Source organism: Kineococcus sp. NBC_00420, from assembly GCF_036021035.1.
Classification (GTDB): Bacteria; Actinomycetota; Actinomycetes; order Actinomycetales; family Kineococcaceae; genus Kineococcus.
In genome coordinates this window covers 109661-124377 of the sequence record NZ_CP107930.1, presented here as the reverse complement: position 1 = coordinate 124377, position 14717 = coordinate 109661, and the positions used below count along the sequence as shown (strand labels likewise).

At 69.7% G+C, this 14717-nt stretch carries 12 protein-coding genes and 2 pseudogenes; 3 read left to right on the top strand and 11 right to left on the bottom strand.

The features are described from left to right. Positions 1-250: 250 nt before the first annotated feature. Together OG218_RS00695 and OG218_RS00690 are read left to right on the top strand one after the other, a co-directional pair. Positions 251-1780 carry a DUF2254 domain-containing protein gene (locus OG218_RS00695; protein ID WP_328291284.1) on the top strand — a complete coding sequence of 510 codons (1530 nt, stop codon included), beginning with the start codon at positions 251-253 and terminating at the stop codon, positions 1778-1780. Further along, entirely contained in the window at positions 1777-2892 is a 1116-nt protein-coding gene (locus tag OG218_RS00690; RefSeq protein WP_328291283.1) for a mechanosensitive ion channel family protein, read from the top strand. Before OG218_RS00695 ends, OG218_RS00690 begins: the two co-directional genes overlap by 4 nt. A 110-nt stretch (positions 2893-3002) precedes the next feature. On the opposite strand, the gene OG218_RS00685 is transcribed toward OG218_RS00690, so the two are convergent. The 5 genes from OG218_RS00685 to OG218_RS00665 all read right to left on the bottom strand — a co-directional run bounded on the left by OG218_RS00685 (position 3003) and on the right by OG218_RS00665 (position 8932). Beyond that, a complete protein-coding gene (locus OG218_RS00685) occupies positions 3003-4883 on the bottom strand; it encodes a glycoside hydrolase family 15 protein (protein WP_328291282.1) in 1881 nt (626 codons plus the stop codon). A gap of 36 nt (positions 4884-4919) precedes the next feature. Beyond that, complete coding sequence (locus OG218_RS00680; RefSeq protein ID WP_328291281.1) at positions 4920-5207, bottom strand: hypothetical protein; 288 nt, start codon at positions 5205-5207, stop codon at positions 4920-4922. Positions 5208-5394: 187 nt separating this feature from the next. After that, positions 5395-6975, bottom strand: a complete 1581-nt coding sequence (locus OG218_RS00675; RefSeq protein ID WP_328291280.1) for a Na+/H+ antiporter — start codon at positions 6973-6975, stop codon at positions 5395-5397. Further along, positions 6972-8180, bottom strand: a complete 1209-nt coding sequence (locus OG218_RS00670) for a permease (RefSeq protein WP_442906439.1) — start codon at positions 8178-8180, stop codon at positions 6972-6974. Before OG218_RS00670 ends, OG218_RS00675 begins: the two co-directional genes overlap by 4 nt. Positions 8181-8386: 206 nt before the next feature. Further along, complete coding sequence (locus OG218_RS00665; RefSeq protein WP_328291278.1) at positions 8387-8932, bottom strand: hypothetical protein; 546 nt, start codon at positions 8930-8932, stop codon at positions 8387-8389. A 371-nt stretch (positions 8933-9303) separates the two neighbouring features. On the opposite strand from OG218_RS00665, the gene OG218_RS00660 reads away from it, so the two are divergent. Further along, the gene (locus OG218_RS00660; protein ID WP_328291277.1) at positions 9304-10563 is read left to right on the top strand and encodes an AI-2E family transporter; all 1260 of its coding nucleotides are present in this window, start codon (positions 9304-9306) and stop codon (positions 10561-10563) included. 76 nt (positions 10564-10639) lie between these two features. On the opposite strand, the gene OG218_RS00655 is transcribed toward OG218_RS00660, so the two are convergent. From OG218_RS00655 to OG218_RS26455, 6 genes and pseudogenes are all read right to left on the bottom strand, one after another. Continuing rightward, positions 10640-11182, bottom strand: a complete 543-nt coding sequence (locus OG218_RS00655) for a DUF421 domain-containing protein (RefSeq protein ID WP_328291276.1) — start codon at positions 11180-11182, stop codon at positions 10640-10642. Continuing rightward, positions 11169-12579, bottom strand: a pseudogene (gene nhaA / locus OG218_RS26470) (Na+/H+ antiporter NhaA). Before nhaA ends, OG218_RS00655 begins: the two are co-directional and overlap by 14 nt. Positions 12580-12709: 130 nt before the next feature. Beyond that, positions 12710-13690, bottom strand: coding sequence for an ROK family protein (locus OG218_RS00640; protein WP_328291274.1), 981 nt, complete (start codon positions 13688-13690; stop codon positions 12710-12712). 200 nt (positions 13691-13890) lie between these two features. Further along, positions 13891-14013: pseudogene (locus tag OG218_RS26465) on the bottom strand (Abi family protein); the annotation flags it as partial. A 64-nt stretch (positions 14014-14077) separates the two neighbouring features. Next, a complete protein-coding gene (locus tag OG218_RS26460; RefSeq protein ID WP_442906438.1) occupies positions 14078-14449 on the bottom strand; it encodes an Abi family protein in 372 nt (123 codons plus the stop codon). Further along, positions 14397-14708, bottom strand: a complete 312-nt coding sequence (locus OG218_RS26455) for an aquaporin (protein ID WP_442906437.1) — start codon at positions 14706-14708, stop codon at positions 14397-14399. The genes OG218_RS26460 and OG218_RS26455 overlap by 53 nt, the downstream gene beginning before the upstream one ends. Positions 14709-14717 lie beyond the last annotated feature (9 nt).

Here is a 14717-nt window from a genome sequence, read left to right as displayed (position 1 = left end):
GCCGTACGGAGCGCCCCAGCGTCACTGCCGTCCTCCGCCTATTGCCGGTCGCTCTAAGCCGTGACGGCGCCCTGATCCGGATGTCATCGAGCGGTGCCGGTGGTGCGGTGTCACTGTTCACCGAGTCCCCACCCCGGGGGGTTCGCAGTGGACAAGGTGGATCTGTGCTGGTCGATGGTGGTGTGGTGGTTTCCGGCAGGCCTGGGGCTGCCGTGGTCTCGGTAGCTTCGGTCGTCATCGGGGGGCGGGGGTGAAGGGCCGCGCGATGCGGGTGCGGGCGGCAGTGACGGCTGCGAGGACCTCGCTGTGGCCAGTGCCGGTGGCCTGCGTGGTGCTCGGCCTGGTGGCCGGGATCTTCCTGCCCCGCCTGGACCGCCTCGCCGATGACCACGTCCCCGCCTGGATCTCTGACCTGCTCTTCAGCGGCGGCCCAGGTGCTGCGCGCACCATCCTGGACGCCATCAGCAGCTCGCTCATCACCGTCACCTCGCTGACGTTCTCCCTCACGGTGGTGACCTTGCAGCTGGCCAGCAGCCAGTTCTCCCCCCGGCTGCTGCGCACCTTCACCCGTGACCGCTTCGTCCACGTCACCCTGGGGATCTTCCTGGCGACGTTCACCTACGCCCTGACGGTGGAGCGGACGGTGCGCTCGGCTGATGAGGAGGGCACCGCGTTCGTGCCGCAGTTCTCGGTGACGGTGGCGTTCGTGCTCACCATTGCCAGTGTCATCGCGTTGATCCTCTTCTTGGCCCACCTGGCGGGGGAGATCCGGGTGGAGACGATGCTGCGGACCGTGCACGAGGACGCCAGCGGCACCGCCCAGGCGGTGCTCGGTGGCCCCCGCCCCCGCGGTCCCGTCGCAGCCGGCCTGACCGGGGACCCCAGCGCGGACCTGCACCCCCCGCGGAGTGCGGTGCCGCTGCTGGCCCGCCGTTCGGGGTTTTTGGTCCGGGTCGATGAGGACGCGGTGCTGGCTGCTGCGGTGCGAGCGGACGTGCTCATGGTCCTCGAGCCGCTCCCGGGAGCCTCGGTGGTGACCGGGACGCCCATCGCCTGGGTGTGGCCGGCCGGTAGCGGCACGGTGGTGGGGCAGGAAGTGCTGAGCGACCTGGAGGAGGCGATGGCCGATGCAGTGGTCATCGGACCCGAGCGCACCGAAGCTCAGGACGTCGCCTTCGGGCTGCGCCAGTTGACCGATGTGGCGACCAAGGCGCTGTCGCCGGGGATCAACGACCCAACGACCGCGGTGCACGCGCTGGGGCATTCCTCGGCGCTGTTGTGCGAACTCGTGGGCCTTCGTCTGGGCCCGAAGGGCCTGTACGACGGCGAGGACAGCGACGGGAACGACAGCAAGCACGGCGAAGGCGACAGTGTCGCCGACGCCGGCGGTGACGGCTGCGAAGGGAAGCGTCGGGGGCTGCGGGTCCTGGTGGCCCGGCCCTCGATCTCGGACCTGCTCGACCTGGCCGTGGCCCAACCCCGACGCTACGGAGCCGCCGACCCCAGTGTTCTGGCCGCTCTGTATGAGTTGTTGCGGGCGTTGGCCTGGTGCGCACGAGCCGACACCCCCCAGGCGAGCGAGGCGGTCACCGCGATCGGGAACCAGCTGAGCCGTCTAGACGCCACCGCGGCCGCGGCGGCCCAGGACGGGGACCACGACGAGAGCGAAGCGGCTGCCCTGCACGCCCAGGGCGAGCAAGTGCGCCGGGCCCTGCAGGGGGTGTGGCGATCCACCACTACCGGGCCCATCGCGCCGTTCGGCACCGGGCGAGCGCGGTGAACGCCGAGCTGACCTTGAGCATCGCGACCACCTCGGGCATCGCGAGCACCGTGACCGAGACGGGTGTGGATCCCTCGGGTGCGGTACGCATTCTGGGGGTCACGCTGGTCGGGGTCAGTGCCACCACCGGGGTGAAACTGCTGTTCACCCTGGCGCTGATCGTCGTCGTCGCCTTGCAGGCCGCGGCTCGAGCGGTGCTGCGCCGCATGCTCGGGGGGCAGGTCGCCGACCCGCGCCGCTTCTGGGCCCGCCAGGGCCTGCAGGTCATCACCGCGGTCGTCCTGGTCCTGGGTGTGGTCTCGATCTGGATCACTCCCGAGACCGACGTGTCCACCGGGGTCGGCCTGATCAGCGCGGGTCTGGCCTTCGCCCTGCAGCAGGTGATCCTCTCCCTGGCTGCCTACGCGGTGATCCTGCGCGGGGACACCTTCGGGGTCGGGGACCGCATCGTGCTCGGCGGGGTGCGCGGTGACGTCGTGCGCCTGGGGTTCCTCAAGACCACGATCATGGAGATGGGCCAGCCCCCCGCCGTAGCCGGGGCCGACCCGGCCACCTGGGTGCATTCGCGGCAGTACACCGGGCGGGTGGTCACCGTCACCAACGCGGTGATCTTCGAGGAGCCGGTCTACAACTACACCCGCGACTTTCCCTACCTGTGGGAGGAGATCGTCCTGCCGGTCTCCTACGACGCCGACCGCCACCGCGCCGAAGCCATCCTGCTGGACGCCGCCCGCATCCACGCTGTCGTCGATGACCCCGAGGCCGAGCGGTCCCTGGCGCGGATGCGCACCCGCTACGCCATGGCCGACGCGGCTCTGGCGCCGGCGGTGTACTGGCGCATCACCGACAACTGGCTGGAACTGTCGCTGCGGTTCCTGGTCGACCACCGCGGGGTCAGGGAGGTCAAGGACGCCATCACCCGTCAGGTCCTCGGCGCTCTGGACGAGGCCGGTATCGGTATCGCCTCCGCGACCTACGACGTCGTCGGACTCCCGCCGGTGGAGGTGACGCTGACCCCCAGCTCAGCCCACTTCAGCCCAGCTCAGTCCAGCTCAGCTGAGGTTGACGATCCCGATCAGGGCATTGCGACGATGTCTCCCGGCCACAGCTAGCCCGAGCGCTGCTGTCCCGCACCAGAACGAAGACACCTGACTCGGGAGTGGGAAGTACCCCCACGACAGCCTGCTGGCGTTCCCGTGGGGGTAGCGCCTCGAGCCGGTCCTCAGCGATCGGTCGGGCCACGTTCAGCGCTGCCAGCCCTGCCATGGCCACTCCCACTCCGATGGCCACTGCGGCTCAGGTCGGCGGGGTGGCTGCCGCCGAGGTGGCGGGCGGCGTTGACCAGGCCGACGAGGCTGAAGGCCTGCGGGGTGTTGCCCAGGTGCCGCCGGGTGGCCGGGTCGTACTCCTCACTCAGCAGGCCGAGGTCGTTGCGCAGCAGCAGGAGGCGCTCGAACGTCTCCCGGGCCTGGGTGCGGCGCCCGATGCCGTGCAGGGCGTCGGTCAGCCAGAACGTGCAGGCCAGGAACGCGCCCTCTTCGCCGGCGAGTCCGTCGCCGCCGTCGGCGCTGGTGTCGTAGCGCAGCAGGAACCCGTCGCGGTCCAGTTCACGCTGGACGGCCTCGACGGTGCCGATGACCCGTTGATCCTCCCAGGGCAGGAACCCCACCTCACCGATGAGAAGGGTGGCGGCATCGAGGCCGGTGGAACCGTAGGACTGCGTGAACGTCGCACGGTCGGGGTCGTAGCCGCGTTCGCAGACTTCGGCGTGGATGGCCGCGCGGGTTTGGCGCCAGCGATCCACCGGTCCCTGCAACCCGAACCGTTCGACGCCCTGGACGGCTCGATCCAGTCCGACCCAGGCGAGCACCTTGGAGTGCACGAAGTGCCGGCGGGGGCCACGAACTTCCCACAAGCCGTTGTCGGGGTCCTGCCAGTGACCTTCGAGGTGGTCCAGCAGTGCCCTTTGCAGGTCCCAGGACGCCTCATCGGGGGCGATCCCGGCACTGCGTGAGAGGTGCAGGCCGTCGAGGACCTCGCCCCAGACGTCGAGCTGCAACTGATCGGCTGCGGCGTTGCCGATGCGCACAGGTCCTGAGCCTTCGTAGCCGGGCAGCCAGGGCAGTTCTGCTTCCTGGAGCCGGCGGGTGCCGTCGAGGCCGTACATGATCTGCAGCTGTGCGGGGTCGCCGGCGACAGCGCGCAACAACCACTCCCGCCAGGCTTTCGCCTCCTCTACGAAACCCGTTCCGAGCAGCGCCTGCAGGGTGAAGGTGGCATCGCGCAGCCAGGTGAAGCGGTAGTCCCAGTTGCGTGAGCCGCCGAGTTGTTCGGGCAAAGACGTCGTCGCGGCGGCGACGATTCCGCCGGTGGGTGCGTAGGTGAGGGCTTTCAGCAGGATGAGTGAGCGTCGCGTCGCGGCGTCCCAGCGGGCGGCGGTCTCCGGTTCATCCTGCAGTGTCGTGGGCTGGAAGGTGTAGCGCTGCATCCAGTCCCGCCAGAAGTCCGCGGTGGACGACAGGGCCCGTTCGGCGTCGACCGGCTCAGGGTGCTCCAGCCAGGACGGGACGTAGGTCAGGACGAACGGGACCCGGTCCCCGGCGCCCACCTGGAACCGGGCGACGGTGGCCATGCCCTCGCCGTGCAGGTGCACCGGGGTGTGCAGGTGGACCGCGTCCGGGCCGGCGACCGCGCGCATCCCACCGTCGAGGGAACGGACCCAGGGAACGACGCTGCCGTAGCCCATCCGCAGCCGCAGGTCGGCCTCCACCTCGACACTGCCGCTCACGCCCTCGACGATGCGCACCAGGTCGGCTTCGCGCCCGCGCGGGGGCATGAAGTCGATGACCCGGACGGTGCCCTCGGCGCTCTCCCACTCCGATTCCAGGATCAGCGTGTCGTCGCGGTAGCGGCGGCGGGTGCAGTTTCCGGCACCGACCGGGGCGATGCGCCACCGCCCGGCCTCTTCGTCGCCGAGCAGGGCCGCGAAGCAGGCGGCGGAGTCGAAGCGGGGTAGGCACAACCAGTCGATGGAGCCGTCGCGGCCGACGAGGGCGGCGGTCTGCAGGTCTCCGATGAGTCCGTAGTCCTCGATGCGGGCCACGAGGCATCTCCTTCGGCTTAGGGGTCGGGTGAGAGGTCAGGAACTACTGTGGGTGCGAACGGTTCGCAGACTCAGCACGCACCAGGTCGTGGCGAGGATGGCGTCCACCAGGGCACCGCGGGCGTAGCGCGGTGCGCGCACCGCCAGCGCGAGGCAGGCGATCGCGTGGACGCCGTCGACGGCCGCGGCCAGTCGACGTTCCGTCCGCCCGGGCACCAGGGCACCTCCCGCCGCCTGCAGCAGGTGGCGGGCACCGAGGATCCGCGCGACGACGAGCGCGGCACCGTCCTCGCTGACCGGCTTCCCAGCGGTGAGTCCCAGCACCCGGTGAGGTGCGATCAGGAGAACGACACCCCAGCTCGCACGAGCAACCAGTTCCGCGGCGAGCAGTTGCCGCCGCCGGCGGTCCGCCTGTTCTCCGGGTTCTCCGGGTTCTCCGAGTTGCTCGAGGACTTCCCGAAGGGGCCGGTGGCGCAACCAGTCAGCGGCAGACCCCCACCCGGCTCCCGGGTCACGTTTCATAGCGCAACGACCGGGACTCGATGTCGAAGAGGACGACTTCGGCGGCTTCCGCGCTGACCTGGCCCTGACGACGGGCCCGCTGCACCGCGTCACGTTCGGCCTCGCTGGCGGTGGCGAGCAGCCGGCGCAGGTGGTCTCCCGCGCTGTCACCGCCGAGGTCACCCTCGACGAGATCGGTGACGCTGCGGCGGTAGTCCAATCGATTCTCGTACTGGCGCAGCACGGCCTGGACGACAGCCTCGGGGGTGTCGGTGTCGGTGTCGGTGTCGTCTTCGCGGAGTCGGTGCAGGGCAGCCTCCGCGGCGAGGTGGTGCAGTCGACGGACGTCGGTTCCGGTGTCGGCATCATCAGCGACGCCGAGACGGCGGATCAGCGGCGCCAACGTCAGCCCCTGCAGGACGAGGGTCACGATGACCACGACCAGCGCGACGACCACGACAACCTGCCGGGAGGGGAAGTCGTCACCGTTCTCGATCGTGGCTGGCAGCGCCAGAGCCGTGGCCACGGTCACGACCCCACGCATCCCGGCCCACGCCGTCACGGCCGCTTCGCGGTGTCCCGCCGGGGTTCCCTCGTTGCGGCGGCGGGCCCGTCGACCGGCGAGGGCCGAGGCGGTGAACATCGCCGCGGTGCGCAACAGGACCAGGACGGCGATGACCGCTGCCGTCAGGCCCCAGGTGCTCGCGTCGTTCAGCTCCGTCGACGAACGCAGGACGGTGGTCAGTTCCAGTCCGAGGAAGGCGAAGACGAGTCCGCTGACCAGGAAGTCGACGAAGCGCCACACCGACTTACCCAGCAGCCACCCGCCGGAGGTCACCTGTCCCGCGGTGCGGGCCCGCAGGAACAGCCCCGTCCCCAGGACGGCGAGGACGCCGGAGGCGCCGAGGTGGTCGGCCAGCAGGTACACGGCGAAGGGGACCGCGACGGTCACGGTCGTCTCGGTCGCGGCGTCGTGCAGGTGGCCCAGCGCCCAGCGGGTCAGCCAGCCACCGACGATGCCGATGCCCAGCCCACCCACCACCGCGAGGAGAAGGCTCAGACCGATCTCCCCGGCACTCACGCCGCCGGCGACGACGGCCATCACCGACAACTGGTAGACGACCAGCGCGGTCGCGTCGTTGAACTGCCCTTCGCCCTCGAGCAGGGTCACCAGCCGGGCGGGCAGGTGGAGTCGACCGGCGACCGCGGTGGCCGCAACCGGGTCGGGGGGCGCCACGACGGCCCCGAGGACCGCTGCGATCGCCCACGGCAGTCCCAGGGCGTGCGCGACGACGGCGACGAGCGCGGCGGTGAGCAGCGTCAGTCCGACCGCCAGTCCGAGGACCGGGCGGATCGCGCCGCGCAGTTGCTGGATGGAGGTGTTCTGGGTCGCGGCGAACAACAGGGGAGGAAGGACCAGGGGGAGGATCAGGTCGGGGGAGAGCCGCGGGATGGGTACGTGGGGGATGAGGCCGAGGGCGAGGCCGTAGATGGTCAGCAGTACCGGCTGGGGAACTCCCCAGCGATCCGCCGCGGGGGTCAGCACGATGACGCCGAGGACCAGGAGTCCCAGCGCCAGGACGTCGCTCACGAGGATGCTCCACCCTTCTGCTGGTGCTGCTGGTGCTGCTGGTGCTGCTGGTCATCGTCGTGGTCGGGTTGTCCGCCCATCATCGACAGCATCTCCCGACCCCCGGTGCGCAGGAAACGGAGCACGAGGACGATGGCGAGCAGAGCGAAGACGATGTCCAGGACCGTCGTGTAGTTCCAGGAGAGGTCGACCGACTGCACGACGGCGTTGCGCTGCGCGGGGACGAGACCGGTTAGGCCGAAGGCGAGTTCCACCACGTAGCCGGCGACGACGCTGGCGACGTAGAGCACCCCAGCCAGGCGCAGAGCGACCCGCCCGCCGTAGTACTTCCGATAGATCACCACGATCGGGAGGATGATCAGGTCGGCGAAGAGGAAGCTGACGACCCCGCCGAAGCTGATGCCCCCGTTCCACAGCACCGCCGCCAGGGGGACGTTGCCCACCGAACAGACGAAACTGGCCACCGCGACCAGGGGTGCGACCAGTGGGCCCCAGAACTGCGCCAGCACGGGATGGTCGATGAGGAAGAACGCCTGCCAGAACGTCTTCGGGACCCAGGCGTCGAGGGCGCCGGCGATGAACAGGCCGATGAGGATGTCGCGCAGAACCGCGGCCCACTCCATCACGAACACCTGGCTCACGGCGGTGAAACCCGGCCCGGACAGCAGGCGCCGCCACCAGGACGCGTCGCCGCCCGCGCTCATGTCCATCGCCGCGTGGCCCTCCATGGAGCCTGCACGGCCCTGCTCGGCTTCCTCGCGGGCGCCGTCCACCACGTTCGGTCGCATGAGCAGACGGAAGAGCAGGGCGACGACGACGATCATGATGATGCCGCCGCTGTACTCCGCGGCGGCGAACTGCCACCCCATGAGCAGGGTCAGGATGATGCCGAGTTCGATGACGAGGTTGGTCGAGGCGACCTGGAAGGCGATGGCGGCGGTGAAGTCCGCGCCCTTGCGGAATAGGGACCGGGCCAGGGCGGCCGCGGCGTAGGAGCACGACGAGGACGCGATGCCCAGTCCGGAAGCCGTCAGCAGGGTCCTCGGTCGGGCGTCGCCGAGGAGGCGGGTGATCGCGTCGCGGCGGACGACGGCCTGCACGATCGCGGACAGGGCGAAGCCGAGGATGAGGGCCCAGCCGATCTGCCAGGCCATCGATCCGGTCACCCGCAGCGCATCGCCGACGGCGTTCAGCGCGCTGTCCAGGACGTTCACACGGGCCTCCTCGACGTTCCTTGGTGTGTGCGGAGCAGCAGGGGTTCCCGCGCCGGGCTAGGTTGCTCCAGCCGGGGGCGAGCTTCGCACTGTCGAGGTCCGGCTGCCCGGCGGCGGTCAGCGGGTGAGGCCACGTCGGGTGCGAAGTCCAGGGATCCAGGCCGTCAGCCGTGAGCCGTCAGCATCAATCAGAGGTGTCAATCTGAAGTGCAGAACGTCTCGTCATCTCCACCGAGCTCGACGTGCACGACGCGTGCAGTGTCGGCTTCCGTGATGGTCTCGACCAGTGTCACCGTCTCCTGCGTGCTGAGCCCGGGACAAGTCAACGACTGTCCACGGCTGCGGTGCAGCCCCAGCAGCCAGACGCCGGGGTGGTGACCGGGGAACGGCCCCCTCCGGTCCAAGGCGTCGACGGGGGGCCCAATACCTGCTCTGCGTGCCTGCGGGAGACGACCCGCTGCGTTCGTCGGGTCCGCCCGCACGATCTCCACTCTGCGCAGGTCGACCCACCTCACCGAGTCACGGCGTAAGCGGCCTACGTGCAGGGTGATCCCCGCCTCGGTGACCACCACGCGCGCCCTGCGCAGCAGCAACCCCTTCAGCAGTGGTCCAACCCCGAGGAGCAGCAGCAGCGATGATGACCACGCCCGGTGGTACGCGATCACGACGACGACGCACAGCACCATGGTCAACCCGAACACCGTGAAGACGCGGCCACGCTGACGTGCCGATCCGATCGGCATGATCACCGCTCTTGCCCAGGAGCTCTCACGAGTTCTCGTCTCTGCTGCCTCAGCGGCGCTGTCAGCAGCGCCGTCTCGCACTCATCGGTCGACGAAGGGTCGATCAGGGATCAATGAGGGGTCGACGTGGGGGCCGACGTTGGGGTCGACACGGGGGGCCGGTTGATCGCCCTCAGCAGGCTCCTTCCCCGCACCGCGAACCCCTGACGCTGCGAAGGCTACGACAAGGCTCAGACGTTGCGTGCCGGCCTCGCGACATTTCGCGGTCCGGCTCCCTCAGGTGCATCGCCTGAGGCGAGGTCCTATGGTCCGTGAGGCTGACGCGGACGTGTCTGCTGCCTGCACCGTCAGAGGAAGTGTGACGCCACCTCATGGATCCCGCCCAACCCACTACTCCTCACCCCGAAGGCACCGCCTCCGACATCAACAGCAACGTCAACAGCAACGTCAACAGCAACGGCACCAGCAACGTCACCAGCGACAGCAGTTCCCACGGCGTTGACCGGTCGGCGCCTCCACGCCTACCGCAGTCGGTCCTGGTGCTGCTCGGCCTGGGAGGCACGGTCGCCGCGGTCGCGGGCATGAAGTCCTTCTCGAGCACGCTGGGCCCGGTGTTCCTGGCTCTGGTCCTGGTGATCGTCGTCCACCCGCTGCAGGCGTGGCTGCAGCGACGCCGACTCCCCGGCTGGGTGGGAACGCTCGCGCTGCTCGTCGTGCTCTACACCCTGGTCCTCGCGGCCGGTGCAGCACTGGCGTGGGCCATCGCCGAACTGGCCTCCCTGCTGCCCACCTACGCCTCCCGCTTCACCCAGCTGGAAGGTCAGGCGATGAGCCTGCTCGCGCGGGTCGGGGTAGACCAGGCGCAGGTCTCCCAGGCTCTGGACAGCATCGACACCGGTCGCATCGTCAACATCGCCCAGACCGCGCTGACCGAGGTCGGCTCGGGGGTCTCCACCCTCGGTTTCATGCTGTTCCTGCTCTTCTTCCTCGCTCTGGACGCAGCCCTGTTCCCGAAACTGCTGGCCCAGGCGACGTGGAAGCACCCCGACGCCGTCGCCGCGTTGATGAGCTTCGCGGCCGGCACCCGGCGTTTCATCGTCGTCTCCACCGTGTTCGGAGCCGTCGTCGCCGGGCTGGACGTGGCGGCGTTGGCGTGGTTGTCAGTGCCGTTGCCGCTGCTGTGGGGACTGTGGTCGTTTCTGACCAACTACATCGCCAACGTCGGATTCTTCCTCGGCCTCGTTCCCCCCGCACTGTTGGCCCTGCTGGCCAACGGACCCACCAACGCCGTGACCGTGATCATCGTCTTCACCGTCCTGAACGTGATCATCCAGGGCCTGATCCAGCCCAGTGTCGTCGGTGGTGCGGTCGGGTTGTCGACGTCGTTGACGTTCTTGTCGGTTGTCTTCTGGGGGTTCGTGCTGGGCGCCATCGGTGCACTGCTGGCGGTCCCGTTGAGTTTGCTGGCCCGGGCGGTCCTGGTCGATGCCGACCGCTCAGCGCACTGGCTGCTGCCGCTGATCGCCGGTAATCCCCGTGGAGTGCGCCGCCAGGGGGCTCGTCTGGGCAGGACAGCGGGTGGTGGGGCGACGGTGGCGCCAGCGTCCAGTCCGGTCCCACCCGCGCAGTGAGGTGTCCCCTGTCCGCCACGGAGGAGAGCGATCACTGACAACAAGGGGTCATTCTGCTCACTGCACGCCTCCTGCGTCAGGGGCGGTATTCGTGCGGTGGTGTGCGGGGAGCGCCTGGCCGCAGGTCGCTGAAGGTGGCTCCTGAACCTGCCTGGCTGGTGCTGATGACGCTGATCTTGCCGTTGGTCTCCAGCACCACCGCAGCCACGAGTTCCAGACCACCGATGCCGCTGCTGCGCACCGCTGCGTGCAGGCTGTCCATGCTGACGCGTTGATCGGCCAGAGCCTGGCGCAACGGCTGTCCTTGGTGCAGCAGCAGGGTGGGGCTGGTGGTGATGGCGCGCTGCACGGCGCGGCTGCGGGTCGAGGACCAGGCTGCGATCAGCTGCAGGACGGTCAGCAGCGCCAGAGCCAGGGCACCTTCGGCCAGGGCGACAGTCTTCGACAGCAGCACCGTGGCCAGGGTGGACCCCAAGGCGACGGTGACGATGAAGTCGAAGGCGTTGAGCTGGGCCAGGGTCCGTTTGCCGCTGAAGCGCAGCACGAGGATCAACCACAGGTAGGCCGCGGTGCCGACCAGCACTACCCGCAGCAGACCGTTCACGTCATCGAAGAACACGTGTCTCGCCTTCAGTCTCGCCCGTGTTGCAGTTTCGCCCGTGTTGGTAGACGTCGGGGATGCCGTCGCCGTCGTCGTCGCGCTGTTCCTCCTGCTGCAGGCGGCGGTAGGTGCGGTTGCGCACCCGCAGCACGACGGCGGCCAGGAGGGCGGCGAGCAGGGAGCCGGTGAGGACGCCGACCTTCACGTGCTCGTCACGCAGGCTGTCACTGCCGAAGGCGAGCTCACCGATGAGCAGGGACACGGTGAAGCCGATTCCACCGAGCAGGGCGGCGCCCAGTGCGTCCCACCACGACAGGCTCTCGTCCAGGCGGGCGCGGGTGAAGCGGGACACCAGCGCGGTCGCGCCGAGGATGCCCACCGACTTCCCGGCCACCAGGGCCACCACGATGCCCAGCGCGACGCGGTCCTGCAGCGAGGTCACCAGTCCACTGAGGCCGCCCACGGCGACCCCGGCGGAGAAGAAACGCGAACACGGGGACGGCGACACCAGCGGACAGCGGCAGCCAGACGTGCTCGAAGTGCTCGGCCATCCCCGGTCCGGCCTCGGGCCCGCCGGCGGCGCGGGAGCGGATGACGGGGACGGTGAAGCCGAGCAGGACCCCGGCGACGGTGGCGTGGATGCCGGAGGCGTGCATCAGCGCCCACGCCAGCACCGCCAGGGGGATGAGCAGCCACCAGGAGCGGATGCGTCTCTGCACCAGCACCCCGAATGCGGCGATGGTCGCGAGGGATCCGAGGAGGGGCAGCAGGGCGAGACCACTGGTGTAGGAGATCGCGATGATGGTGATGGCCAGCAGGTCATCGACCACGGCCAGGGTCAGCAGGAACGTGCGCAGTGCGGTGGGCAGGTGGGTGCTGATCACCGCCAGGACCGCGACGGCGAAGGCGATGTCGGTGGCGGTGGGGATCGCCCACCCCTGCAGCGCCCCGTTCCCGGTGGAGAGGTTGATCAGGGCGTACAGCAGCGCGGGCACGGCCATGCCCCCGACGGCGGCGGTCACGGGGACCAGGGCGCGACGGACCTCGCGCAGGTCACCGGCGACGAACTCGCGTTTGAGCTCCAGCCCGGCGATGAAGAAGAAGATCGCCAGCAGCCCGTCGGCGGCCCACTGCCCCAGGGACAGGTCCAGGTGCAGTGCGTGGGGTCCCACGACGGTGTCGCGCAGCCCCGCGTAGGCCGCAGACCAGGGCGAGTTCGCCCAGACCAGCGCGATCACGGTACCCAGCAGCAGCAGGGCCCCACCGACGGTCTCCTTGCGCAGTACCGTGGTGATGCGCTGGGTCTCCAGCCAGGACCCACGGCTGAACAGGGCTGTGCCGCCGCGCGGCGCGGCCGGGGGTGGCGTGGCCGGGGGCGGCGTGTTGGGGTGCGGTGGGGGAGAACTACCGCTCATGCGTGGTCGGTGATCGTGGTGGGCTGTCCGGGTCGGTGCGTTCGGTGCGTTCGGTGCGTTCGGTGCGTTCGGTGCGTTCGACGCGCGCCGTGGTTTCGGCGGACGGGGCCCTGCTGCACGGTCGCTCCCCTCAACCGGCGATGACGAGGGCACGGGCCAGCGCGGCGGCGCCGACCACGCCGGAGTCGTCACCGAGCTCGGCGACGCGGAACTGCAGGTCGGGGCTGGGGCGCATGACCCAGGGCCGGGTGGAGGTCTCGATGCGGTCGGCGAGGTCACTGCCGAGCTTCTCGGCCAGGCCACCACCGATGACGACGAGGTCGACGTCGAGGACGTTGAGGACGGCGCCGATGCCGACACCGACGGTGTCCACCGCGGTGGCGAAGACCTCGATCGCCAGCTCGTCATCGGCTTCGAGGGCGTCACGCCAGACCCCTGAGGTCATCGAGCTCTTGTCGTGTTCGAGGCGCAGCTCTTCGAGCACGCTCGTGCGTCCGGCTTCGATCATGGACCGCACGGCGCTGGTCATGGACCGTCGTCCTGCGTAGGCCTCCACACAGCCGCGTCGACCGCAGCTGCACAACGCCCCGCCCTCGCGGACGACGATGTGCCCGATCTCCCCGGCGCCGCCGCGGGCCCCGTGGAAGGGGCGACCCTGAAGGATCAGGCCGCCACCGACACCGGTTCCCAGCCACACCCCCAGGACGTTCTCGGCGCCCCGAGCCGCACCGGCGAGCCACTCCCCCAGGAGGCCGACGTTGGCGTCGTTGCCGAGTGCCACGGGGAACCCCGTCCGCTGCGTCAGACCGGAAACGAGGTCGACGGGTCCGTCCCAATTCGGCAGGTTGGGAACCGTCAGCGCCTGTCCCTGGTGCACGACACCCGGAATGCCCAGACCCACTGCCGCCGGCGTCTGGTCCCCGCCAGACTTCTCCGCGGAGTCGTCAACGTTCTCGAGCAGTTCGCGCACGAGGTCCGCGACGACGTCCAGGACGGCGTCTGGACCGTCCTGGGGGGTGTTCTTCTTGGCGCGGCTGATGACCTCGTGATCGTCACCGACCAGCCCCACCTCGATGTTCGTCCCGCCGACGTCGACTCCGATCGTGTGCACCGCGTCCTCCTGGTCCAGGTCTTCTGGTCCCGGTGATCATCGACCACCGCCGGCGCACGACCAGAGCGGCGCGCGTTCGGACCATGGCACGACACCGGGATCGCAGCGACCGGAGGACATCGCAGCGACTGCCCCTGCGTCCTCCGTGACCGTTTACCCCGCCGAAGTGGGCTGCGACGCGGGGCGCTGTCGGCGTGTTGCAGGTCGGCGTAGAGGTTGGACAGGCCGCCGAAGTCGAGGACTTCGGTGGCGCCCCAGACGGGCAGGCGCCCGTCGTACTTGCGGCGGAAGTGTTCACGTGACTTCTGCTGCGCTTCGGTGATCTTGGCCAGTCACTGCTCGTAGCGGCTGGGTTTGGGTTCGCGTGCTGCGTCACCTGCTGCTGCGTCACCTGCTGCCGTACTCGCCGTGTCTGCCTCGGTCTGCGCGGATTCGAGTGTAGGGGTGGAGCTGGTCGTGGGGACGGAGCCGGCGTGGAGATAGAGCTGGAGGTCGCAACGGTGGTGAACTTGCCGTCCGGGTTGGCCGGGTCCAGATGGGCGTAGCTCCCGCGCAGCCCCAGAACGAAACCGACCTGGGAACGGACCGCGATCTCATGCGCTTCATCGCGTCCAGGGTCGACAGCTTCAGACGCCGGTCGACGTCGTACAGGGCCAAGACCTGGGCCAAGATCGTGCCCTCGAGGAAGCGCTCGGTGCGGACCCCGTCAACCAGCTCCCGGCAGGCGTAGCTGTACCCGCTGGGGCGGTAGTAGCCGATGGTGCCCAGCCAACTCGCGTCTTCGGCGGCCGGTCACCGGGGCGGCGATGAAGATGCACACGGCCAGGGCGGCGCCGACGGCGAGGGGGGCTACCGCACCCAGGACCCGGTCGTCGGTGGCCACCGAGATGAACACCAGCACCAGGACGAAGGTGATGAGGGCCTCGACGAAGAACGCCCGACCGCTGGGTACCCCGCGGCGGGAGCGGTGGTGGAGAAGTCGATGACGGTGCGTCCGTCCCCGCTGTACGCGGCCCAGGTGTCCAGG